Source organism: Rhizobium sp. SG2393 (genome assembly GCF_042610495.1).
GTDB lineage: Bacteria > Pseudomonadota > Alphaproteobacteria > Rhizobiales > Rhizobiaceae > RU20A.
In genome coordinates this window covers 242078-265007 of the sequence record NZ_JBHGAP010000001.1, presented here as the reverse complement: position 1 = coordinate 265007, position 22930 = coordinate 242078, and the positions used below count along the sequence as shown (strand labels likewise).

Annotated in this window: 23 protein-coding genes; 11 read left to right on the top strand and 12 right to left on the bottom strand. The window is 64.5% G+C overall.

Features of this window, described 5'->3' with window-relative positions; genetic code table 11:
* Positions 1-248 precede the first annotated feature (248 nt).
* The 6 genes from hupB to ACED18_RS01240 all read right to left on the bottom strand — a co-directional run bounded on the left by hupB (position 249) and on the right by ACED18_RS01240 (position 8507).
* Positions 249-521, bottom strand: a complete 273-nt coding sequence (hupB, locus tag ACED18_RS01265; protein ID WP_149736719.1) for a DNA-binding protein HupB — start codon at positions 519-521, stop codon at positions 249-251.
* 205 nt (positions 522-726) lie between these two features.
* Complete coding sequence (gene lon, locus ACED18_RS01260) at positions 727-3150, bottom strand: endopeptidase La (RefSeq protein WP_377288252.1); 2424 nt, start codon at positions 3148-3150, stop codon at positions 727-729.
* Positions 3151-3595: 445 nt separating this feature from the next.
* Positions 3596-4873 (bottom strand): ATP-dependent Clp protease ATP-binding subunit ClpX, encoded by a 1278-nt coding sequence (clpX, locus tag ACED18_RS01255; RefSeq protein ID WP_377288250.1) that lies wholly within the window; start codon positions 4871-4873, stop codon positions 3596-3598.
* 307 nt (positions 4874-5180) lie between these two features.
* The gene (gene clpP / locus ACED18_RS01250; RefSeq protein WP_377288248.1) at positions 5181-5813 is read right to left on the bottom strand and encodes an ATP-dependent Clp endopeptidase proteolytic subunit ClpP; all 633 of its coding nucleotides are present in this window, start codon (positions 5811-5813) and stop codon (positions 5181-5183) included.
* Between the two features lie 215 nt (positions 5814-6028).
* Entirely contained in the window at positions 6029-7594 is a 1566-nt protein-coding gene (locus ACED18_RS01245) for a phospholipase D family protein (protein WP_377290965.1), read from the bottom strand.
* Between the two features lie 13 nt (positions 7595-7607).
* On the bottom strand, positions 7608-8507 hold the full coding sequence (locus ACED18_RS01240; RefSeq protein WP_377288246.1) for an endonuclease/exonuclease/phosphatase family protein: 900 nt from the start codon (positions 8505-8507) through the stop codon (positions 7608-7610).
* Between the two features lie 126 nt (positions 8508-8633).
* Here ACED18_RS01240 and ACED18_RS01235 point away from each other — a divergent pair, with 126 nt between their 5' ends.
* Entirely contained in the window at positions 8634-9878 is a 1245-nt protein-coding gene (locus ACED18_RS01235; RefSeq protein WP_377288244.1) for a cytochrome P450, read from the top strand.
* Between the two features lie 10 nt (positions 9879-9888).
* Here the strand turns inward: ACED18_RS01235 and ACED18_RS01230 are convergent, their stop codons facing one another.
* The gene (locus ACED18_RS01230) at positions 9889-10860 is read right to left on the bottom strand and encodes a helix-turn-helix transcriptional regulator (RefSeq protein WP_377288242.1); all 972 of its coding nucleotides are present in this window, start codon (positions 10858-10860) and stop codon (positions 9889-9891) included.
* 107 nt (positions 10861-10967) lie between these two features.
* Here ACED18_RS01230 and ACED18_RS01225 point away from each other — a divergent pair, with 107 nt between their 5' ends.
* Positions 10968-11618 carry a glutathione S-transferase family protein gene (locus tag ACED18_RS01225; protein ID WP_377288240.1) on the top strand — a complete coding sequence of 217 codons (651 nt, stop codon included), beginning with the start codon at positions 10968-10970 and terminating at the stop codon, positions 11616-11618.
* A gap of 25 nt (positions 11619-11643) precedes the next feature.
* Here the strand turns inward: ACED18_RS01225 and ACED18_RS01220 are convergent, their stop codons facing one another.
* The 3 genes from ACED18_RS01220 to ACED18_RS01210 all read right to left on the bottom strand — a co-directional run bounded on the left by ACED18_RS01220 (position 11644) and on the right by ACED18_RS01210 (position 13879).
* Entirely contained in the window at positions 11644-11982 is a 339-nt protein-coding gene (locus tag ACED18_RS01220) for a cupin domain-containing protein (RefSeq protein WP_377288238.1), read from the bottom strand.
* 89 nt (positions 11983-12071) lie between these two features.
* Positions 12072-13352, bottom strand: a complete 1281-nt coding sequence (locus tag ACED18_RS01215) for an O-acetylhomoserine aminocarboxypropyltransferase (RefSeq protein WP_377288236.1) — start codon at positions 13350-13352, stop codon at positions 12072-12074.
* Between the two features lie 155 nt (positions 13353-13507).
* Positions 13508-13879: a CoA-binding protein gene (locus ACED18_RS01210; protein ID WP_377288234.1), complete on the bottom strand. Its 372-nt coding sequence runs from the start codon at positions 13877-13879 to the stop codon at positions 13508-13510.
* Between the two features lie 298 nt (positions 13880-14177).
* Between ACED18_RS01210 and ACED18_RS01205 the strand changes: the two genes are divergently transcribed.
* The gene (locus tag ACED18_RS01205; protein ID WP_377288232.1) at positions 14178-15014 is read left to right on the top strand and encodes an EamA family transporter; all 837 of its coding nucleotides are present in this window, start codon (positions 14178-14180) and stop codon (positions 15012-15014) included.
* Positions 15015-15020: 6 nt separating this feature from the next.
* On the opposite strand, the gene ACED18_RS01200 is transcribed toward ACED18_RS01205, so the two are convergent.
* The gene (locus tag ACED18_RS01200) at positions 15021-15842 is read right to left on the bottom strand and encodes an enoyl-CoA hydratase (protein ID WP_377288230.1); all 822 of its coding nucleotides are present in this window, start codon (positions 15840-15842) and stop codon (positions 15021-15023) included.
* A gap of 154 nt (positions 15843-15996) precedes the next feature.
* Between ACED18_RS01200 and ACED18_RS01195 the strand changes: the two genes are divergently transcribed.
* From ACED18_RS01195 to ACED18_RS01175, 5 genes are all read left to right on the top strand, one after another.
* A complete protein-coding gene (locus ACED18_RS01195; RefSeq protein WP_377288228.1) occupies positions 15997-16428 on the top strand; it encodes a PaaI family thioesterase in 432 nt (143 codons plus the stop codon).
* 229 nt (positions 16429-16657) lie between these two features.
* Entirely contained in the window at positions 16658-17122 is a 465-nt protein-coding gene (rplM, locus tag ACED18_RS01190) for a 50S ribosomal protein L13 (protein WP_377288226.1), read from the top strand.
* Positions 17122-17592 (top strand): 30S ribosomal protein S9, encoded by a 471-nt coding sequence (gene rpsI / locus ACED18_RS01185; RefSeq protein ID WP_377288224.1) that lies wholly within the window; start codon positions 17122-17124, stop codon positions 17590-17592. The genes rplM and rpsI overlap by 1 nt, the downstream gene beginning before the upstream one ends.
* A gap of 192 nt (positions 17593-17784) precedes the next feature.
* Entirely contained in the window at positions 17785-18714 is a 930-nt protein-coding gene (gene argC / locus ACED18_RS01180; RefSeq protein ID WP_377288222.1) for an N-acetyl-gamma-glutamyl-phosphate reductase, read from the top strand.
* 31 nt (positions 18715-18745) lie between these two features.
* Positions 18746-19135: a VOC family protein gene (locus tag ACED18_RS01175; RefSeq protein ID WP_377288220.1), complete on the top strand. Its 390-nt coding sequence runs from the start codon at positions 18746-18748 to the stop codon at positions 19133-19135.
* 24 nt (positions 19136-19159) lie between these two features.
* Here ACED18_RS01175 and ACED18_RS01170 read toward each other — a convergent pair whose 3' ends face one another.
* The gene (locus ACED18_RS01170) at positions 19160-20272 is read right to left on the bottom strand and encodes a COX15/CtaA family protein (protein WP_377288218.1); all 1113 of its coding nucleotides are present in this window, start codon (positions 20270-20272) and stop codon (positions 19160-19162) included.
* Between the two features lie 257 nt (positions 20273-20529).
* Here ACED18_RS01170 and ACED18_RS01165 point away from each other — a divergent pair, with 257 nt between their 5' ends.
* The 3 genes from ACED18_RS01165 to ACED18_RS01155 all read left to right on the top strand — a co-directional run bounded on the left by ACED18_RS01165 (position 20530) and on the right by ACED18_RS01155 (position 22923).
* Positions 20530-20748 (top strand): DUF2842 domain-containing protein, encoded by a 219-nt coding sequence (locus ACED18_RS01165; RefSeq protein WP_377288216.1) that lies wholly within the window; start codon positions 20530-20532, stop codon positions 20746-20748.
* A gap of 3 nt (positions 20749-20751) precedes the next feature.
* Complete coding sequence (locus tag ACED18_RS01160; RefSeq protein WP_377288214.1) at positions 20752-21492, top strand: metallophosphoesterase family protein; 741 nt, start codon at positions 20752-20754, stop codon at positions 21490-21492.
* A gap of 174 nt (positions 21493-21666) precedes the next feature.
* Positions 21667-22923, top strand: coding sequence for a GNAT family N-acetyltransferase (locus ACED18_RS01155; protein WP_377288212.1), 1257 nt, complete (start codon positions 21667-21669; stop codon positions 22921-22923).
* Positions 22924-22930: the final 7 nt, after the last annotated feature.

Sequence of the window (22930 nt, the reverse complement as noted above, 5' to 3'; positions counted from 1 at the left end):
TTTTCCCCCGGACCCTGTCTCGTTCATCGACGGCGCTCGGTGCAGCGCCTCGGGGCTTCTTGCGCCCGGATGTAACAGCGGGATGAAGCCGTGAACACGAATGCGTGTAGTGGCGCCGAAGGGGCGCGAGACCGGAGAGATGGTGGCAAAACGAAACGAGGCCCGGCATGGCCGGGCCTCGAAGAGAGTGGCGCTTTTTGCAGCCTCGCCTCACGGCAAGGCGCGTCCGGCGCCCGGAAAGCGACGGATCAGTTGACCGCGTCCTTCAGGCCCTTGCCGGCCGTGAACTTCGGCACGTTGCGGGCCGGGATATCGACCTCTGCGCCGGTGGACGGGTTGCGGCCCTTCGAGGCTTCGCGGCGGGCAACGGAGAAGTTGCCGAAGCCAACGAGGCGCACGTCGCCGCCGTTCTTCAGTTCAGCCTGGATGGCCTCGAATACGGCGTCGACAGCCGAAGCGGCGTCGGTCTTCGAGAGGCCGGCCTTTTCGGCGACGGCGGACACGAGCTCATTCTTGTTCATGTTTCCACCCTTTCCAATGGTTCGAAACTAGTCACATCTGCAAGGCGAAGCAGTCTGTCCCTGCCTTCGTCTTGGCAACCCCATTCGCCCTGAATGCCCTGAAAAGCAAGGCTTCCGGAGGGTTTTACATGAAAAAAGACCGGCGTTGCCGCCGGTCTCTGCTCTTTTGTTGCCATCCTGCCCGCTTTTTTGCGGTGGAAGGCGCTCAATGGGCGAAGGAAGCGCCTGCCTCATCGCCCGAATCGACGGCCGCGATCGTCGCCGGCTGGCTTGCCGGATCCCATTCGATCGCCGTCGGCATGCGCGTCAAAGCGTGGCTCAGAACCTCGCTCATCCGGCTGACGGGCACGATCTCCATGGCATTCTTGACGTTGTCAGGAATGTCGGCGAGGTCCTTGGCATTCTCTTCCGGGATCAGCACCTTCTTGATGCCACCGCGAAGGGCGGCAAGCAGTTTCTCCTTCAGGCCGCCGATCGGCAGTACCCGGCCGCGCAGCGTCACTTCGCCCGTCATCGCGATGTCCTTCGAAACCGGGATACCGGTCATGATGGAGACGATGGCGGTCGCCATGGCGATACCGGCGGACGGACCGTCCTTCGGCGTCGCGCCTTCCGGCACGTGCACGTGGATGTCAGTCTTGTCGAAGCGCGGCGGCTCGATGCCGAAATCGACGGCGCGCGAGCGGACGTAGGACGCCGCTGCAGAGATCGATTCCTTCATCACGTCCTTCAGGTTGCCGGTCACCGTCATGCGGCCCTTGCCACCCGGAAGGCTCACGCCTTCGATGGTCAGCAGTTCGCCGCCGACCTCCGTCCAGGCAAGACCCGTCACGACGCCCACCTGATCCTCGCGCTCGGCTTCGCCGTGACGGAAGCGCGGCACGCCGAGGAAGTCGTGGATGTTCTCGGCGGTGACTTCGACCTTCGAGACCTTGCCCTTGATGATCTCGGTCACGGCCTTGCGGGCGAGCTTCATCAGCTCGCGCTCGAAGTTACGCACGCCCGCCTCGCGGGTATACTGCTGGATGACTGCCATCAGCGCGTCGTCGCCAACGGAGAACTCCTCCGGCTTTAGCGCGTGGTCGCGAATCGCCTTTGGCAGCAGGTGCCGCTTGGCGATTTCCAGCTTCTCCTGCTCGGTGTAGCCGGCGATGCGGATCACTTCCATGCGGTCCATCAGGGGCGCCGGAATGTTCAGCGTGTTCGCCGTGGTGATGAACATCACGTTGGAGAGGTCGTATTCGACCTCAAGGTAGTGGTCCATGAACGTGCTGTTCTGTTCCGGATCCAGCACCTCGAGCAGGGCCGAGGACGGGTCGCCACGGAAATCCATGCCCATCTTGTCGATTTCGTCGAGCAGGAAGAGCGGGTTGGACTTCTTCGCCTTCTTCATCGACTGCACGACCTTGCCGGGCATGGAGCCGATATAGGTGCGGCGGTGGCCGCGGATCTCGGCTTCGTCGCGCACGCCGCCGAGCGCCATGCGGACGTATTCACGGCCGGTGGCCTTGGCGATCGAGCGGGCAAGCGAGGTCTTACCGACGCCGGGTGGGCCGACGAGGCACAGGATCGGACCACGGATCTTCGTCGAGCGGGCCTGTACGGCCAGATATTCGACGATGCGTTCCTTGACCTTGTCGAGACCGAAGTGATCCTGCGCGAGCACTTCCTCGGCATGGTTGAGGTCGGTCTTGATCTTGGAGCGCTTGCCCCAGGGAAGGCCGAGCAGCCAGTCGAGGTAGTTGCGCACGACGGTGGCTTCCGCCGACATGGGGCTCATCTGGCGCAGCTTCTTCAGCTCGGCCTGGGCCTTGTCGCGGGCTTCCTTGGAAAGCTTGGTGCGGGTGATGCGCTCTTCCAGTTCGGCCATCTCGTCGCGGCCGTCCTCGCCCTCGCCGAGTTCCTTCTGGATCGCCTTCATCTGTTCGTTGAGATAGTATTCGCGCTGGGTCTTCTCCATCTGGCGCTTGACGCGCGAGCGGATGCGCTTTTCCACCTGCAGAACGGAGATCTCGCCTTCCATGAAGCCGAGCGCCTTTTCGAGGCGCTGCTTGACGCTGGTGGTTTCCAGCATCTCCTGCTTCTCGACGATCTTGATCGACAGGTGCGAGGCGACGGTGTCGGCGAGCTTCGAATAGTCTTCGATCTGGCTCGCGGCGCCCACCACTTCGGGCGAGATCTTCTTGTTGAGCTTCACGTAGTTTTCGAATTCGGACACCACCGAGCGCGACAGGGCCTCGATCTCGACGGCGTCTTCGGCCGGCTCGGAGAGGATGTGCGCATAGGCCTCGTAGAACTCCTCGCGGCGCGTGTAGCCGTCGATTTCGGCGCGCGCACGGCCTTCCACCAGCACCTTCACGGTGCCGTCGGGAAGTTTCAGAAGCTGGAGCACATTTGCGATGGTGCCGACCTGGTAGATGGCGGACGGCGCCGGATCGTCGTCACCCGCATTGATCTGCGTGGCAAGCATGATCTGCTTGTCGGTGCCCATTACCTCCTCGAGCGCGCGAATGGACTTCTCGCGACCGACGAAGAGCGGGACGATCATGTGCGGGAACACCACGATGTCGCGAAGCGGGAGAACCGGGAAGGTCGTGGCTTCGTGGGACTGTGGCTGCTTGGCTGTCATTTCATTTCCTTTCCGTCCCTAAAAGGGCCCGTTCGCGGAAGCCTCATCGAGCACTTCCGTCTTAATGCTGACTGCGGAAGTGGCGTTTCGGCACCGGCATTTCAAGCCCCGCGCCGCCTCGGGAGAAGACGGCGGATCGAGGTCAACTCGTAGAACCGAACGCTTTTGCGGACCTTGCAGCGCGGCCGGAGGGCTAAGGACGCCTAAGGACCGGACGAAGGGACTCACGCGACGCGATACATATTCGGAGTCGCCATCATTGCGTTGCACGCCACGGATGGCAATCGGGCATTTTCGTATTGTGGCATACAATCTCGCGCAAATGTGTCAGCACGATGCCGACACAACAGCGCTGGCCCGGCGAAGGATCGGGATAGCCGATGCAGAAAGGGCCCGCACCGCCGGTGCGAGCCCTTCCCTCATCATATCGATCGGTCCAGTACGATCAGGCCGATACGTTGGCCTTTTCCTCGGCACGCTCGGAGTAGATGTAGAGCGGACGGGCCGAACCCTTGACGACTTCATCCGAGATAACGACCTCGCGAACGCCTTCCAGCGTCGGCAGTTCGAACATGGTGTCGAGCAGGATCTTTTCCATGATCGAGCGCAGGCCGCGGGCGCCGGTCTTGCGCACGATGGCGCGGCGGGCGATTTCGCGCAGCGCGTCCTCGTGGAAGGTCAGTTCCACGTCTTCCATCTCGAACAGGCGCTGGTACTGCTTGATCAGCGCGTTCTTCGGCTCGGACAGGATCTGGATCAGCGCATCCTCGTCCAGGTCTTCCAGCGTTGCCAGGACCGGCAGACGGCCGATGAATTCCGGGATGAGGCCGAACTTCACCAGATCTTCCGGCTCCAGCTCGCGCAGCACTTCGCCGACGCGGCGGTCTTCCGGGGCGCGGACCATCGCGCCGAAGCCGATCGAGGTCTTCTCGCCGCGGGCCGAAATGATCTTGTCGAGACCGGCGAACGCGCCACCGCAGATGAACAGAATGTTCGTCGTGTCGACCTGCAGGAATTCCTGCTGCGGATGCTTGCGGCCACCCTGCGGCGGAACGGAAGCGACCGTGCCTTCCATGATCTTCAGAAGCGCCTGCTGCACGCCCTCGCCCGACACGTCACGGGTAATCGACGGGTTGTCGGACTTGCGCGAGATCTTGTCGACTTCGTCGATGTAGACGATGCCGCGCTGGGCGCGCTCGACATTGTAGTCGGCGGCCTGCAGCAGCTTCAGGATGATGTTTTCGACGTCTTCACCCACGTAACCGGCTTCGGTCAGCGTCGTGGCATCGGCCATGGTGAAGGGGACGTCGATGATGCGGGCCAGCGTCTGGGCGAGATAGGTCTTGCCGCAGCCGGTCGGGCCGACGAGCATGATGTTCGACTTCGCCAGCTCCACATCCGTGCTCTTGGCGGCGTGCGCCAGGCGCTTGTAGTGGTTGTGCACGGCCACCGAGAGGATACGCTTGGCCTGCTGCTGGCCGATGACGTATTCGTCGAGAACCTTGATGATTTCCTGCGGTGTCGGCACGCCGTCGCGCGACTTCACCATCGAGGTCTTGTTCTCCTCGCGGATGATGTCCATGCACAGCTCGACGCATTCATCGCAGATGAAGACGGTCGGCCCGGCAATCAGCTTGCGGACCTCGTGCTGGCTCTTGCCGCAGAACGAACAATAAAGAGTATTCTTGGAGTCGCCGCCGTTGCTACCGCTGACTTTGCTCATATCACAATCCTTCCAGCACGCCCTCTCCGCTTCCGGTGGAGAAGCTTGGGGGTCCTCAATGCGCCCCGCGGGTGGCGCCGGTCTCCGGCGTCGTGCCCACTCAGGGCTTCGGGAGTACTTTCCGGGCAAAAAGGCCTTTCGGCCCTGTTGCCCGGCGGCAACGTGTCTCCCCTTCAAAACCGAATGCTAAAGCGGGAAACTTCAACATAGCATTAACGGCCATCTTAGCGGCTTTGCCTGTCCTTTAAAGCCCTGCCTGCCCCGCAAATGTGTCACAATTACATCACGAGGCAGGTAAATGGCCGGCTCAGCTTGTGGCTGCGCCTTCGAGCGCTTCGCGCGAGGTGATGATCTTGTCGACCAGACCCCACTCCAGCGCTTCGTCCGAGCTCATGAAGTGGTCGCGGTCGAGCGTCTGCTCGACTTCTTCATAGGTCCGGCCGCAGTGCTTGACGTAGACTTCGTTCAGGCGGCGCTTCATCTTGATGATGTCGCGGGCGTGACGCTCGATGTCCGATGCCTGGCCCTGGAAGCCGCCGGAGGGCTGATGGACCATGATGCGCGAATTCGGCGTCGCGAAACGCATGTCCTTGTGACCGGCAGCGAGCAGAAGCGAGCCCATGGAGGCGGCCTGGCCGATGCAGAGCGTCGAAACCGCAGGGCGGATGAACTGCATCGTGTCGTAGATGGCCATGCCGGAGGTGACGACACCGCCCGGCGAATTGATGTAGAGCGCGATTTCCTTCTTCGGGTTTTCGGCCTCGAGGAAGAGAAGCTGGGCGCAGACCAGCGTCGCCATGTGATCTTCGACCGGGCCGGTCATGAAGATGATGCGTTCTTTCAGCAGGCGGGAGTAAATGTCGTAGGACCGTTCACCGCGGTTCGTCTGCTCGACCACCATGGGGATGAGAGCCATGGCGGTATCAACGGGATTTCTCATGTCTTACCTTCGCCTGTGCGGCCAGCGATCGCCTCGCCGGCCTGGAATCATCGTTTGTGTCTTCCTCATACATAGAGTGTGGGTGACCCGCACTTCAAGTCGCCAAGACGTGATAAGCTTAACGGGTTCTGAGTGGCGCGAGGCTGACGCCGCCGCAGCCTGTGGATAAGGCGGGCAAGGCCATCGGCTGACAGAAATCCGTCACGAAGCCAGAATCACAGCTGCGATTCGACCGGCAGGAAACGGATGAGCCCGGCCGTCAGCCGCCGGATGCGGCCCGCTTCCGGCTCCCGGTAGATGGTGCGCGGTCGCCCGCCCTCGCCCGCATCCGTCCAGCGGATCAGCCCGCGGCGCATGGAGAGGCTGAAGGCCGAATCCGGCGCCATCTCGATATCCATGATGCGATCCACCTCCCCGACGAGCGCGGGATGCGAGAAGAGCACGCCCGTTTCCGTGTTCAGCGAGACCGAGCGCGGATCGAAATTCACCGATCCGACAAAGCCGCGTTCGCCATCCACCGTGAAAGCCTTGCTGTGAAGGCTGGCCGTGCGCGAGCCGAAGAGCGAGATACGGCGCGGATCGCCCGGCACATGGTCGGCCTTCAGCTCGTAAAGCTTCACGCCGCCCTTGAGCAGCTTGCGGCGATAGCGCGCGTAGCCCCCGTGCACAGCCGCGACATCCGTGGCGGCGAGCGAATTGGTGAGAACCTCGACGCTGACACCCTTTTCGGCAAGTCCGATCAACGACGCGGTTCCCTCGACGCCCGGCACGAAATAGGGCGAGACGATGCGCAGGCGCTGGCGCGCGGCCATCAGGGGGCGCATGAGATCACGGAAGATCCAGTTGGAGCGCCGCGCCATCAGCGCCTTTTCCGGCGGATCGGCCAGAACCTCCACATCCTTGCACGGGTGCAGGACGGCCTGCGGTCGCAGCGCCGGCGCGGCCTCGCCGGCATCGATGTCGCCCAAGAGCAGGCGCGCGGCCGGACGGGCGGCGAGCGCATCCAGTTCGGCGCGCAACCGCTCCAGATATTTCGGCCGCGGCGTGCGGAGCGAACCGATCGGCAGCACGACCGGACTGTTCCAGTAGCGATCGAACATGCCGGCGGCATCCGCCACGGCACGTCCGATCATCCAGATATCAAGGTCGCGGAAATTGGTGTCTTCATCGGCATCGAAATAGGCATCGCCGATGTTGCGTCCCCCCATGATGGCGATGCGGCCATCGGCGATGAAGGCCTTGTTGTGCATGCGACGCGTGGCGCGGAAGGCGCGCATGGCCATTTCGAGGCCGCGGCGGAAACGGTCGGTGCGGGCGCGACTGGGATTGAAAAGCCGCACGCTGATATTGGCGTGGGCATCGAGCGCGATGCAACTGCGGTCGTGCAGGCCCGCATTGATGTCGTCAAGCAGCAGGCGCACCCTGACGCCGCGGTCGGCGGCCGCGATCACCTCGCGCATCAGCAGCCCGCCGGTCAGGTCGTCCTTCCAGTAGTAGTATTGCAGATCGAGGCTGCGTCCGGCCTGGCGCACAGCCGCGACCCGGAGCGCAAACGCCTCGCGATTGGCATGGACGAGGGCCAGACCAGCGCAGTCCGCTGCCTCGCCGACCAGCAGCGGTTCGATGGCGCGGTCGATGGCCGTCTCTCCATCTGCTGGCGGCATGGCCTGCTCCTCGGCACCGGCCGGCCAGCGACCGAAACGACCATAGAGCCAGACGGAGACGGCCGAGACGCCGACGACCAGTGTGAGCAGCAACGGAAGATTGGCGACGAGATCCATCATCGGGCGCACATCAGGCGTCGGTCTCGTGTGCAGCCGGACCATCGGGCAACGGTCCGACCGCGGCCTCGATCTCGTCGCGCCGCTCCTCCGGCGTCTCGCGAGCCGCGGCAGCGATGGAAAGGTCAATGTAGGCCTTGATCGGCAGGTGGTCGGAGGCGATGCGGGCAAGCGGGCTGTCATGCACCTCCACCGCCGTCACGATGTCCTTCGGGTAGCCCATGACGCGGTCGAGCGGGAGGATGGGAAAGCGCGAGGGGAAACTCGCGACCGTCGCATGGCCGTGATCGAAGATCGGGGTCAGGAAGCGCAACGACGACCCCTGCCCGGTGCGCCATTCGTTGAGATCGCCGATCAGGATGGTCGGGCGCGGTGCCGCATCGGCGACGGCGGCGATGATTGATTCGGCCTGCTTGGCGCGCGAGTGGCGCAAAAGTCCGAGATGCGCGGCGATAATGCGCAAGGGGCCCGCCGCCAGCTCGAGATCGACAACGAGGGCACCCCGCGGCTCGACGCCCGGGAGCTTCAACTGGCGCACCTCCTGCACTGCGCCTTCCCGTAGCAGCAGCACATTGCCATGCCAGCCATGGCCCTTTTCCGAGAATCCGGTAACGGGAACGGAGACCAGCGAACACTCCCGCTTCAGCCGCTCCAGATCGAGCAGGCCGGCGCGCTCGCCGAAGCGCTGATCGGCCTCCTGCAGCGCGACGATATCGGCGGAGAACTGGGCGATGACCTCGCAGATGCGCGAGGGATCGAAACAGCCGTCGGTGCCGACGCATTTGTGGATGTTGTAGGAGGCGATGACGATCTTTCCGCGCCGGATCTCGTCGGCCACCCCGGCGATCATCGGCCGGCGACGGCGGATCGCGGCCATGATGCCGCTCGAAAAGCCTGTCCTTGCCTTTGCCATGCCGTGTCTCGCTGCTTGCGTCGAATGCCGGTTCGGAACAGATATGGTTTCGCGTCGAGGCAGGGCAATGGATTCGACCCCATCTGTCGCGTCGGCGCCCTCATTTTGAACACGCCAGAGTCCGACATGCCCGCCAAGAGCTTCGCCTACGATCCCGCCACCCGCCGCGCCCGGCTCGACATCCACGACCCGACCTTCTACCGCGATCCCTTCGCGGTCTACGCGGAGCTGCACCGGCACGGCCCTGCATTCTACTGGGAAGAGCTCGGGCAATGGTATGTCATCGGCTATGACGCGGTGAACGGTCTTTTGCGCGACCGTCGCTTCGGCCGGCAGATCCTGCATGTCGCAACGCGCGAGGAACTCGGCATGGCCGAGCCGAAACCGCATCTTGCCGATTTCGACGCGGTGGAGGCCCATTCGCTGCTGGGGCTGGAGCCGCCGGCCCATACGCGGCTGCGCACGCTCGTCAACCGCGCCTTCGTCTCCCGCCAGATCGAGCAGCTGCGGCCGGGCATCGCCACGCTCTGTCACACGCTGATCGACGGTTTCGAGGCCGACGGCAAGGCCGAGCTCCTGAAGGCCTATGCCGAGGTCATTCCCGTCACCATCATCGCGCGCATGCTCGGCATTCCCGTCGAGATGGGCGACAAGCTGCTGGAATGGTCGCATGCCATGGTGCGCATGTATGTGTTCAATCCGCCCTACGAGCACGAGATCGCCGCCAACCGTGCCGCGGCGGAGTTTGCCGCCTACCTCAAGACCGTCATCGCCGAAAAGCGCGTGAAGCCGGCCGACGACCTGATGACGCATATGGTGACGACCGAGAAGGATGGCGAAAAGCTCTCCGACGACGAGCTGGTATCGACCGCCGTGCTGTTGCTGAATGCCGGCCATGAGGCGACCGTCCACCAGATAGGCAATGCCGTGAACACGATCCTCTCGCATGATGTGGACCCGAAGGCGCTGTTTGCCGATCCCCGCGCGACGGCGCTTTCGGTCGAGGAATGCATGCGCTTTGCCGCGCCGCTGCACAATTTCGATCGCTTCGCGCTTTCCGACATCGATCTCGGCGACGGTATCGTGCTGAAGAAGGGCGAGCAGATCGGCCTCATGCTTGCGGCCGCCAATGTCGATCCGGCGAAGTTCACCGATGCTGCGACCTTCCGCCCAGACCGCGACGAGGCCCCGCACCTCTCCTTCGGCGCCGGCCTGCATTTCTGCATCGGCGCGCCGCTTGCCCGCCTCGAACTCAACATCGCCCTGCCGATCCTCTTCGAACGCCTGCCGGGCCTGAAGCTGGCCAAGACTCCGGAGGTTCGTGACAGTTTTCACTTCCACGGCATGGAGCGGGTGGATCTGGTCTGGTAGGCGCCGCCGCTCAGCGTTCGGGGTCGTACAAAGTCGCGGTCCGTGCAATCCAGTCGATCATCTTCGCCCGCAGTTCCGGTGGGTCCAGCACCTCGGCTTCCGGGCCGAGACGCAGGAAGAAGGACGCCGAGGAAAAGAGGGATTCGGAGGGCATTGTGACGGTGCGCCAGCCATTGGCGTCCGGCCCGCTCTCCTCCACCATCCTGCTGACGGCATAAGGCTGGGCGAAATGCTTCAGGAAGGCGAGGCCCATCTCGCTGACGCGCAGGCGCACGGTGAGCGGGTGGGTGTCGCGCTCCATCCGCTCCACGGTGCCGCGCCAGAATGCGGCGAGATCAAAATCCGCCGGGCGCTCGAAGCGCTCTTCCAGAATGTCGAGGTCCAGAATGCGGGCGATGCGGTAGGTGCGGACCTGCGCGTCCACCGCGCCGGCGAGATACCATTGGCCGCCCTTGATGACGACGCCGAGCGGGTTCACCTCGCGGCGCTTCTCCGCCGTCCAGCTGCGGTAGCGCATGGCGATGCGCCGTCCCGCCATCACCGCTTCGACAACCGGCTGAAGATGCTCGGGCCGGTCGGCGTCGGTGTACCAGCCGGGTGCGTCGAGGTGGAAACGTTCCCGGAGCAAGGCCGCCGAGGCGCGCATGTGCTCCGGCAGGGCGGCGGCCAGCTTCTTTTCGGCACTCGCAAAGATCGCGCCGAGGCCGAGATCGGCGGCAGGGCCTTGCAGACCTGTCAGGAAGACCGCCTGCGCCTCCTCCGGCGAAAAACCGTTCAGCCGCACGCGGTAGCCGTCCAACAGGCGGTATCCCCCCTCAGAGCCGCGTTCGGCATAGACGGGCACGCCGGCGAGCGAAAGCGCATCGATGTCGCGGTAGATGGTGCGCACCGAGACGGCATTTTCCGCCGCCAGCATCTCCGCCGTCACCAGGCCGCGGGCCTGCAGCGTCGTCAGGATATTGATGAGGCGGGTGGCGCGCATGGGCGGTCCAACTGAAAACGTTCAGGCTCATTTGCAACCTGACACAAGATGACAGGTATGGGGAGCAATAGTGCCGTCATCGCCAGCGCAAACAGGAGATCCCTGCGATGAAAGAGAACCGGCCGACCGTCACCCTGCACTACATGCCACACACCCGCGCCACCGGCACGCGCGTTCTCCTGGAGGAACTGGGCGCGCCCTACGAGCTTCACGTGATGAACATGAAGAAGGGCGAGAACCGCCAGCCCGCCTATCTCGCCATCAACCCGCTGGGCAAGGTGCCGGCCATCAGCGTCAACGGCACACTCGTGACCGAACAGGCGGCGATCACCCTGTATCTCGCCGACCTCTTTCCCGAGGCGGGTCTTACGCCGGCACTGACGGCGCCGGAGCGTGGAACCTATGTGCGATTTCTGGTCTTCTACAATGCCTGCTTCGAACCGGCGCTGATCGACCGCTCGCTGAAGCGCGAGCCGGCTACGAAGAACGAGACGCCTTACGCGGATTATCACTCCATGCTGGATGTGCTGCGCGCGCAGCTCTCGAAAGCACCGTTCCTGACGGGCGAGACGATGACGGCAGCGGACATTCTCTGGGGCGTCGCCTTTGCCTGGACGCTGCAGTTCGGGCTGGTGCCGGACGAGCCCGTCTTCCGCGACTACGCCAGCCGCATCACCAGCCGTCCCGCCTTCCAGAGGGTTTCGGCCGAGGATGATGCGATGGCGGCGCGGCATGCGGCAGAGGCCGCGAAGGGCTGAGGCAGAGGTTGGGGCGTGGTCGCCTTTACAGGCGGATCACGTAATCCTTGCGAGTCGTTTCAACGACTTCCCACGTTCCCTTGAAGCCGGGCCTGAGGATGAGCCGATCGCCGGCGCGCAGATGGATCGGGTCGCCACCGTCTTCGGTCACGATCGAATAGCCCTCGAGGATGTGGAAATACTCCCACTCGTCATAGACGATCCGCCACTTGCCGGGCGTCGCCTGCCAGATGCCGGCATAGAGGCCGTCGGCTTCCTCGATGTTCCAGGTGGTGAAGCGCGGATCGCCCGCGATCAGCCGTTCGGCGGCGGGTGCGCCCTCCTCCGGCTGGATGGCGGAAACGTCGAAGGTCAGGACGGACATGGGAAGCTCCGGAAAATCGAAAGGCGGGCGCGGTCAATGCGCCCGCCTTTCTGCCATTCCCCGCCGGGGAAAGCCACCCTCGCGAGGCGTTACAGCGCGGCCAGCGACTGGTCGAGGTCGGCGATGATGTCCTTGACGTCCTCGATGCCGATCGACAGGCGCACCACATCCGGGCCGGCGCCTGCGGCCACCTGCTGTTCTTCGGAAAGCTGGCGATGGGTGGTGGAGGCGGGGTGGATGACCAGCGAGCGGGTATCGCCGATATTGGCGAGGTGCGAGAAGAGCTTCAGCCCGCCCACGAAGGCCTTGCCGGCCTCGTAGCCGCCCTTGAGGCCGAAGGTGAAGACGGCACCGGCGCCCTTCGGCGAATAGCTCTGCTGCAGCGCGTGGTTCGGGTCGCCGGCAAGACCGGCATAGCTGACCCAGGAGACCTTGTCGTGCTTCGACAGCCATTCGGCCACGGCCAGCGCATTGTCGCTGTGGCGCTGCATGCGCAGCGGCAGGGTTTCGACGCCGGTCTGGATCAGGAACGCGTTGAAGGGCGAAATGGCGGGGCCGAAGTCGCGCAGGCCGATGACGCGCGCCGCAATCCCGAAGGCGATGTTGCCGAAGGTCTGGTGCAGGACGACGCCGGCATATTCCGGGCGCGGCTCGGACAGGATCGGGTACTTGCCCGACGCCGACCAGTCGAAGGTGCCGCCATCGACGATGATGCCGCCGATGGAATTGCCGTGGCCGCCGATGAACTTGGTCAGCGAGTGCACGACGATGTCGGCGCCGTGCTCGATCGGGCGCACGAGATAGGGTGTCGCCATGGTGTTGTCGACGATGAGCGGCAGGCCGTGGCGGTGGGCGACCTCGGCAATGGCCGCGATATCCACGAAGGTGCCGCCGGGGTTGGCAAGGCTTTCCACGAAGACGGCCTTGGTGCGGTCATCGATCTGAGCCGCGATGCTCTCCGGGTCGCCAGCATCGGCCCAGCGCACCTGCCAGTCGAAGGACTTGAAGGCATTGCCGAACTGGTTGATCGAGCCGCCGTAGAGCCGGCGCGCCGCGACGAAATTGTCGCCCGAGGACAGAAGCGTGTGGAAGACGAGGAACTGGGCGGCATGGCCGGAGGCCACCGCCAGCGCCGTCGTGCCGCCTTCGAGGGCTGCGATGCGCTCTTCGAGCACGGCCTGCGTCGGGTTCATGATGCGGGTGTAGATGTTGCCGAACTGCTGGAGGCCGAAGAGGGCTGCGGCGTGGTCGGCGTCGTTGAAGACGAAGCTCGTCGTCTGGTAGATCGGCGTGGCGCGCGCGCCCGTCGTCGGGTCCGGCTGGGCGCCGGCATGGATGGCGAGCGTGTCGAAGCCCGGGGTGTTCGTCATGGTCTTTGTCCTCCCTTTGGATGCAGTGGCGCTATCAGCCAGTTGACGGCACTATTCCAAGCGGAACCGGCGCGGTCAAAGGATGAAATGTGCGCGGGAGGGCGCGTTACGGAGATTTTCATCCCGTCACGGCGGTCTGTCGGGGATGTCGGATGTCAGCCGATCAGGCGCGGATACTCGATCGCCGGGCAGCGATCCATCACAACCCGCATGCCTGCCGCCTCCGCCTTGTCGGCCGCGGCAGGATCACTGACGCCGAGCTGGCCCCAGATATAGGCGGGCCGCGGCGAGAGCGCCAAGGCCTCTTCCACGATGCCGGACAGCGCTTCCGGCGCGCGGAAGACGTCGATCATGTCGATCGGCTCGGGAATGTCGGCGAGGCTTGCATAGACGCGCTGGCCATGGATTTGCTTGCCCGCCTGACCGGGATTGACGGGATGGACCCGGTATCCCTTGCGCAGCAGAAAGGCCATGACGCGATTGCTTGGCCGCTCCGGATTGGGCGACGCGCCGAGAAGGGCGACCACGCGTGTCCTTTTGAGGACATCTGTCAAAAACGTATCACAATAGCTCTGATGCGGCACGCGTCTGTTCCCCCTGCCGTTTCGTCGGCTGTTTGTTTTGTGCCGATCTGGGACGACAAGCCGGTGAAGTCAAGTATTGGCGCGGCCGCGGCAGCCTGAATTGGCGCGGCGGCTCAAGAATGGTCGCCAGAATGCAGACTTACCCTGTTGTTTTGACCAGGTGGAAAACAACGGCGGCTTGCAAATTGAAACCAACCGGCAAAGAGTGCCGGCCAATTGCCTGCCCGGAGAAACCTGTCCCGTGTCCTATGATGTGATTGCGCTGGTGCTTCTCGGTGCGGCTCTGCATGCGGTGTGGAATGCACTGGTCAAGTCCGGCTCCGACAAGCAGCTCGATTCGGCCATGGTGGCGCTCGGCGCGGGGGCGATCGGGCTTGCCTTCCTGCCCTTCGTGCCACTGCCGGCGCCGGCTGCCCTGCCCTTTCTCATCGCCTCCGCCTTCCTGCAGTTCTTCTATTTCCAGCTGGTGGGCGCGAGCTACAAGGCGGGCGATATCGGGCTCGTCTATCCCGTCATGCGCGGTTCTGCACCGCTTCTGGTGGCGGCCACCAGCAGCACCGTGCTCGGCGAGCACCTGACGTCCGGCGCGGCCATCGGCATCGCGACCATCTGCGCCGGCGTGCTCACGCTTGCCTTCGAGGCGCGCAAGGGCGGCGGGCGCGCCATCCTTCTGGCGCTCGCCAATGCCGTTGTGATCGCGAGCTACACATTCGTGGACGGCGTCGGTGCGCGGCTGTCCGGAAACGCGATTTCCTACACGCTGTGGATGGCGCTGCTGCCGCCGGTGCTGCTCTTCACCTATGCGGTGGCGCGACGCGGCCGAAGCATCGTCCTCGCCCATGTGCGCGGCCACTGGAAACGCGGCCTGATCGGCGGCTTCGGTTCGATCGCCTCCTACGGGCTGGCGCTCTACGCCATGACGAAAGCGCCGGTCGCCACCGTCGCGGCACTGCGCGAGACGTCGATCCTCTTTGCGATCGTGATCTCGGTGGTCTTCCTGAAGGAGCGCGCCAGCCCCTGGCGCTTCGCCGCCGCCGGCCTGATTGCCGCAGGCGCGCTGGTGCTCAAGCTGGGGTAAAGGACCTCAGGAGGGCCAGACCGGCATGCGCTTTTCGAGGAAGGCGCCGATGCCCTCCTTTGCGTCGGCTTGCAGCATGTTGTCGGCCATGGTCTCGACAGCCACGCGGTAGGCCTCCTCGACGGCGAGGCCCGCCTGCCGGTTGACGGCGGCCTTGCCGATTCTCAGCGCCTCGGGCGATTTCGATGCGATGACGGCGGCGTATTTGTCGACCACCTGGCGCAGATACTGTTTCGGCACGATGCGGTTGACGAGGCCGAAATCCTTGGCGGTGGAGGCATCGATGGTCTCGCCGGTCAACAGCATTTCCATCGCCTGCTTGCGATGCGCGGCGCGGGTGACGGCAACGGCCGGCGTCGCGCAGAAGAGGCCGATATTGACGCCCGGCGTGCAGAAGGTGGAACTGTCGGTGCAGATGGCGAGGTCGCAGCTCGCCACCAGTTGGCAACCGGCGGCGGTCGCCAGACCGTCGATCTCGGCAATGACAGGCTGCGGCAGGGCGGCGATCTTCAGCATCAGATCGGCGCAAAGCTGCATGGTCTCGGCGAAGAAGGCGCGACCGCCATCGTCATCGGCGCGCCGCGCCGTCAGTTCCTTGAGGTCATGGCCGGCGGAGAAGAGCGGGCCGTGCGCAGCGAGCACGACGACGCGCAGGGTCTTGCTTGCCGCGACGGCATCAAACGCGGCATGCAGCGCCGTCAGAAGGGCAATGGAGAGCGCGTTGGCGGGCGGGTTGTGCAGCGTCAGGCGCAGGATGCCGGGGGCGACCTCCTCGCGCAGCAGGATACCGCCGGGCTCACCGGGACGCAGCGAAACGACATCGGCCATGATCTTCTCCTCCGGTTCGGCATTGGCCCTGTGCTACGCGCCCGGCGCGCCGGGTTCAAGACGCAAGCACACGGGCATCTTCAGACCTCCGTAGGGGTTGCGGGCGGGGCGTGGCCTGCCTACTCCTGTCCAGCCAAGGGGATGGAGAGTACGCATGGCTTTGACGCCGATCATGACGGTGGACGATCTCAACGGTTTCCTCGACCGGGATTTTCCGCAGCTCCACGCCGATGGCCGGCTCTTCCTCGTCAGCCATGTCGGACCCGGCGTGGCCGTGATGCGGCTCGATCCGATCGAGCGGCACCTGCGCCCCGGCGGGACGGTCTCCGGCCCCACCCTCTTCGCGCTTGCCGACGTCACCTCCTACGTGACGATCCTTGCCCATATCGGCCCGGTGGCGCTTGCGGTCACCACCAACCTTTCCATCAATTTCCTGCTGCGCCCGCCGCCGGGGCCACTTGAATGCGAAGGCGAGATCCTGAAGCTCGGCAAGCGGCTGGCCGTGGTGGAAACGCGGATTCGCCCGGCCGGTGGCGGCGAAATCGTCGCGCAGGCCACCGCAACCTTCTCGATTCCGCCGAGATAAGTGTGGTATTGAAAGACCACACAAGCAAAGCATTGTTTTTGCTATTCAATTTTCCAGATTGCAAGAAACCGTCATCTTGACGCTTTCCAAGGTCTCGCGTATAGACCGCCCGGATTGCAGGCCCTCGTGCCTGCGATTGTTTTTCGGCGTCCCACGGGCCTGCTGAAACCAAGCAACAAGAAACGCCCCCGCCCCTCTCGGGCGCCGGGGTCCAAGGAAAGAAAAGACAATGGCAACCTTCGTTCAGAAGCCCGCCGAGGTGGAGAAGAAGTGGATCCTCATCGATGCCGAAGGCCTCGTTGTGGGTCGTCTCGCGACGATCATCGCGAACCACCTGCGCGGCAAGCACAAGCCGACCTACACCCCCCACGTTGACGACGGCGACAACGTCATCGTCATCAACGCTGAAAAGTGCGTCCTGACCGGCAAGAAGTACTCCGACAAGAAGTACTACTGGCACACCGGTTACCCGGGCGGCATCAAGGAGCGCACCGCACGCCAGATCATCGAAGGCCGCTTCCCGGAGCGCGTCATCGAGAAGGCTGTCGAGCGCATGGTTCCGCGCGGCCCGCTCGGCCGTCGCCAGATGAAGAACCTGCGTGTATACGCCGGCGCCGCTCACCCGCATGAAGCCCAGCAGCCCGTCACCCTCGACGTCGCCAAGCTGAACAGCAAGAATACAAGGAGCGCCTGATGGCCGACCTCTCTTCTCTGAAAGATCTCGCGACGACGTCGTCGGAAGCTGCCGCTCCCGTTCACGTCCGCAAGGTCGACGCCCAGGGCCGCTCCTACGCGACCGGCAAGCGTAAGGACGCCGTCGCCCGCGTTTGGGTCAAGGCCGGCTCCGGCAAGATCACGATCAACGGCAAGCCGTACGAAGCCTACTTCGCCCGTCCGGTTCTGCAGATGATCCTGCAGCAGCCGATCGTCGCCGCGGCCCGCGCTGGCCAGTTCGACATCGACGCCACCGTTGCCGGTGGTGGTCTGTCCGGTCAGGCCGGTGCCGTTCGTCACGGCATCTCCAAGGCTCTCACCTACTTCGAGCCGGGCCTGCGCTCGGTTCTGAAGAAGGGTGGCTTCCTGACCCGCGACAGCCGCGTCGTCGAGCGCAAGAAGTACGGCAAGGCCAAGGCCCGCCGTTCGTTCCAGTTCTCCAAGCGTTAATCGCTTCGGAACCGGACACGGATCGAATGGAAAGCGGGGCCTCGGCTCCGCTTTTTTCGTTTCGGGAGCGCGCCTTGCCGCTCCCGCGACCGGGCTGTATAGCTCGCACACCTTCTTCAGAGATTGAGTCAAGCGCCTGTCACATTGATTCCGTAAGTGACGGCAAGCCCCTGACGGAAAAGGACGAACAGCATGAAACCGAAGATCTTCATCGATGGCGAGCACGGCACCACGGGGCTGCAGATCCGCACCCGCATGGCAGGCCGCGACGATGTGGAACTTCTGTCGATCCCCGAGGCCGAGCGCCGCAATGCTGTCCTTCGCGAGGAATTGCTGAACAGCGCCGATATCGCCATTCTCTGCCTGCCCGATGATGCCGCCAAGGAAGCGGTCGCCATGCTTTCCGGCAACAACACGGTGCGCATCATCGACACCTCGACGGCGCACCGCATTAATCCCGACTGGGCCTACGGCTTTGCGGAGATGGACAAGGCGCAGGCGAAGACGATCGCTTCGGCCCGCTACTGCGCCAATCCCGGCTGCTATCCCACCGGCGCCATCGGCCTCATCCGTCCGCTGCGCCAGGCCGGTTTCCTGCCCGAGGATTATCCTGTGACCGTCAATGCCGTCTCCGGCTATACGGGCGGCGGCAAGCAGATGATCGCGCAGATGGAAGATGCCGGCCATGCCGAGCATATTTCCTCGCCCCACTTCCTCTACGGTCTGACGTTGAAGCACAAGCACGTGCCGGAGATGCAGAAGCACGGCCTGCTGGCCCGCGCCCCCCTCTTTTCCCCCTCGGTCGGCCGCTTCCCGCAGGGCATGATCGTGCAGGTGCCCGTCTACCTTTCCGACATGCAGAACGCAACGCTGGAGGGCCTGCATGCGGCGCTCGCCGACCACTATGCCGGACAGTCGATCGTCGAGGTCGTACCGCTCGAAGAGAGCAAGGGTCTTGGCCGCATCGATGCGGTGGAGCTTGCCAATACCGACCGCATGAAGCTCTTCGTCTGTGGCACGCCGGGTCAGGACCACGTCAACCTCGTGGCCCTGCTCGACAATCTCGGCAAGGGTGCCTCGGGTGCGGCCGTGCAGAATATGGACATGATGCTGAAGGGCTGAGCGCAGCGATCAACGGCGACGGAGCACAACCATGATCGACCATATGGGCCTTTCCGTCGCCGACCTTGCGGTGTCGCGCGCCTTCTACGATCGCGTCATGCCGACGCTTGGCGCGGCCTGCGTGATGGCCGTCTCGGCCGAAGAGACGGGCGGCACCTATGAGGGGGCCGGCTATGGCGTGAAGGGCAAGCCGTCCTTCTGGATCGGCACGGGCGGCGCACTGTCCGGCCGCCTGCATGTTGCCTTCACCGCCGCCAGCCGCGCGGCGGTGGATGCCTTCTACGCGGAAGCGATGGCGGCCGGGGCCCGCGACAATGGCGCGCCGGGCATCAGGCCCCACTATCATCCGAACTATTACGGCGCCTTCGTGCTGGATCCTGACGGCCACAATATCGAGGCCGTCTGCCACCAGCCGGAATAGGCTTGCCTGAACGTAGCGGCCGGATCAGCCGGCCGTCATCGCGCCCGGCCGCGCATATTCCCCGACGAAACCGCGCCAGTGGGCGACGGCAAAGCCGAGCACGACCAGCGCGCCGCCCTGATGGGCGAGCGCCCAGCCGATCGGCACTTCGAGCAGCAGCGTCGTGATGCCGAGTGCGGCCTGCAGGGTCACGAGACAGAAGAGGATGACGGCGCGGCGGGTGTGGACGCTGCCGGGCGCGGTGCGCAGCGCGGCGATCATGTGGATGAGCGCCAGCGCAAACAGCGTGTAGCCGCCGAGACGGTGGACGAACTGCACCGTCTTCACATTCTCGAACAGGTTGATCCACCAGGGCTGCTGGATGAAGAGATCGCCCGGAATGATGGCGCCGTCCATCAGCGGCCAGGTGTTGTAGGTGAGGCCCGCGTCCAGCCCCGCAACGAGGGCACCGAGATAGATCTGGAACAGCGCGAAACAGCCGATGACGGCTGCCATGCGGTGGCGGGCCGGGCTTGCCGCCGCATCGACGGCCTGTGGGGTCAGGCCCCGCATGATCCAGACGGTGGCGGCGAAGATGGAACAGGCGATCGTCAGGTGCACGGCGAGACGATACTGGCTGACGGAAACGCGGTCGGCGAGACCGGATGACACCATCCACCAGCCGATGAAGCCCTGGAAGCCGCCGAGCGCGAGCAGGCCGACGAGCGGCAGGCGGATGCGCCTCTCGATACGGCCCGTCACCCAGAAGAACAGAAGCGGCAGGGCGAAGATCACGCCGATGGAGCGGGCGAGCAGCCGGTGCCCCCATTCCCACCAGAAGATCGTCTTGAACTCGTCCAGCGACATGCCCTTGTTGAGCTGCTGGTACTGCGGGATCTGCTTGTAGAGGGCGAATTCCTCTTCCCATTCCGCGACGCTCAGCGGCGGCAGCGCGCCGTGGATCGGCTTCCATTCGGTGATGGAGAGGCCCGATTCGGTGAGCCGCGTTGCACCGCCGACGAGAACCAGCGAAAACAGCGTGAAGAGCACGATGGCGAGCCAGCCGCGGACCAGACGGCGATTGGCGTCGATGCGGCTTGCATCCGTCGCCCTGGCGGACGGGGGCGCGGTCGTGGCGGTCAGGGGTGCGCTGGACATGTCTCGGCTCCTCTCGGGCTCCTCGGGCGGTTCCGGTCAACGGCGATGGTCACATCGCCTGCTCAATGCCATGGAGCGGGCGCGCCGTGACCGGGCGCCGACACCGGGCGCAGGTCCGGTCCGTCTCATTGGCCGTTGATTTGCCTGACCATCGCGTGCAAGACAAGTCCCACGGCTTTGCGGCATGCGGTCGCGGCCATGGCCGCCAGCAGGCCCAACGGTGGCCGACACTCACCCAACGCTGCGACAGAGGTTTCATGCCCCCGCGCCTTCGCAAGTTCATCGGCACGATCCTGATCATCATCCTCGTGCTCGTCTATGCCCTTCTGGCCACCACCATCGCCGCCGCGCGGCTGGCGGAATCGCCCTGGTGGGTGCATCTCCTCTACTTCCTGATTTCGGGCCTGTTCTGGATCCTGCCGGCCATGCTGATCATCAAGTGGATGGCGGGACCGCTGCCGCCGAAAAAGGGTTGAGCGATGCGCCTTGCCGTCATCGCCGATGTCCATGGCAATGATCTCGCGCTGGAAGCGGTGCTGGCGGATATCGAGCGGCTCGGCATTCGCGAGATCGTCAATCTCGGCGATACGGTTAGCGGCATCCTGAATGCCGCCCGCACGGCCGACATCCTGATGGCGCGAAACATTCCGACCGTGCGCGGCAATCACGATCGCTGGCTGGTCGAGAAGCATCCGGACAGCATGGGTGCCTGGGACAGGCCGGCCCATGCCGAGCTTCAGGCGCATCACCTGAACTGGCTGGCCGCGCTGCCGGCGACGCTGACCCTTCCGCCCGGCCTTCTGCTCTGCCACGCCAATCCGCGCGACGACACCACCTACTGGCTTCACCAGCCGGCGGATGACGGATCCATGCGTCTTGCCGCGCAGGCGCATGTCGAGGCGCTGGCCACGGGTGCCACGGCCAATCTTCTTCTCTGCGGGCATACCCATATTCCAGGTCTCGTCACCCTTGCCGATGGGCGCAAGGTGCTGAACCCTGGCAGCGTCGGCTGCCAGGCCTATCGCGATGACGAGCCCGTGTCCCATATCGTCGAGACCGGCAGTCCGGAGGCGCGCTATGCTGTCATCACCCACGGCGATGCGGGGCTTGACGTGACCTTCCGGCTGGTGCCCTACGACCACCTCGCGCAAGCACGCCTTACCGAACGCCGCGGCGATCCGGAATGGGCGGAGGCGCTGGCGGCGGGCCGGCTCGCCTGAGCCGGAACAGCGGCGATCGCAGCATCCGTATCGATCCGAACCGCTTTAAGGCCGCGCTAACCGAATTTGACGGAAAGGGCTGCGCGACACCGTGGACCGCCGGTGCGGAAACGGTTTCGTCGGAGAAGATGTGCATGCTGCGTCCATAAGAAAATATTGGACAGGGTCTTGCAGATGCTCACGCTTCGTCCGGAGCCTTCCGGCACGCTCCTTCATCAGTCAGCGCCGTCAGCGCGCCGTGTCCGCTCCGTCTCGCCCTCCTCCGGCCAGACTTCGGACGAGGATGCCGTGCTCACCATCACCGTGCACGTGGCGCTCGACACGCTCGAGGCAGAATGGCGCCAGATGGAGCAGCGCGACGATCTCTCGTTGCACCAGAGCTATGACTGGTGCGCGGCCTGGGCGGCAGCGCATGGTAGCAAGGTGGCGGTCATTCGCGGACGCATGGGGCGGCGCCCCCTCTTCCTGCTGCCCCTCGAGATCGTTCGTCTCGGCCCGTTCCGCATTGCGCGCTTTATCGGATCGCCGCACAACAATCTCAACACAGGCCTCTTTGCCGCCGACTGCCCGCCGATCGCGGCGCAGGTGCTGGCGGAAGCGCTGAAGAAGCTGCATCGCCTCGCCGATCTCGTCGCGCTTGAAAAGATCGCCTTCGACTGGCGGGGCACGCCACATCCGCTGGCCGGTCTTCCGGCTCTGCTGAACCAGAACGCCGCCTACCAGCTACCCCTCTTTCCAGACTTCGAGGCCACGCTGTCGCAAATCAACGCCAAGCGGCGGCGCAAGAAGTTCCGGGTCTCGGAGAAGCGGCTCCAGGCGCTTGGCGGCTACGAGCACATGGTCGCCCGGACACCGGAAGAGAAGCGCGCGCTTCTCGACCTGTTCTTCGAGCAGAAGGCAATCCGCTTCAAGGCGCTCGGCCTGCCCAACGTCTTTCAGGACGAGCCGACCCGCCGGTTCTTTCACGATCTGGTGCAGCGCCCCGGCCGTAACAGCGATTATCCGCTCGTCCTGCACGCCATCCGCCTGAAGGGCGATCAGGAGGGCCGCGTCGTGGCGATCGCCGGTCTGTCGCGCAAAGGCGATCACGTCATTTGCCAGTTCGGCTCGATCGACGAGACCATGGCTGCCGATGCGAGCCCGGGCGAACTGCTCTTCTATCTGATGATCCGCCAGCTCTGTGGCGAGGGCGTCCAGCTTTTCGACTTCGGCATCGGCGACCAGCAGTACAAGCGTTCCTGGTGCACGGTCACGACACCGCATTACGACATCGTGCTGCCGCTGACGCTTTCCGGCCAGTTGGCCGCCTCGCTCCACCGGCTGACGGTGGCCGCCAAGACGGCCATCAAGCGCAATCGCGGGCTCTATGACAGGGTCCAGCGGCTTCGCAGCCGCCGGCAGGAAACGGACCCGGCCACGTCAGAGGATTGAGCGACAA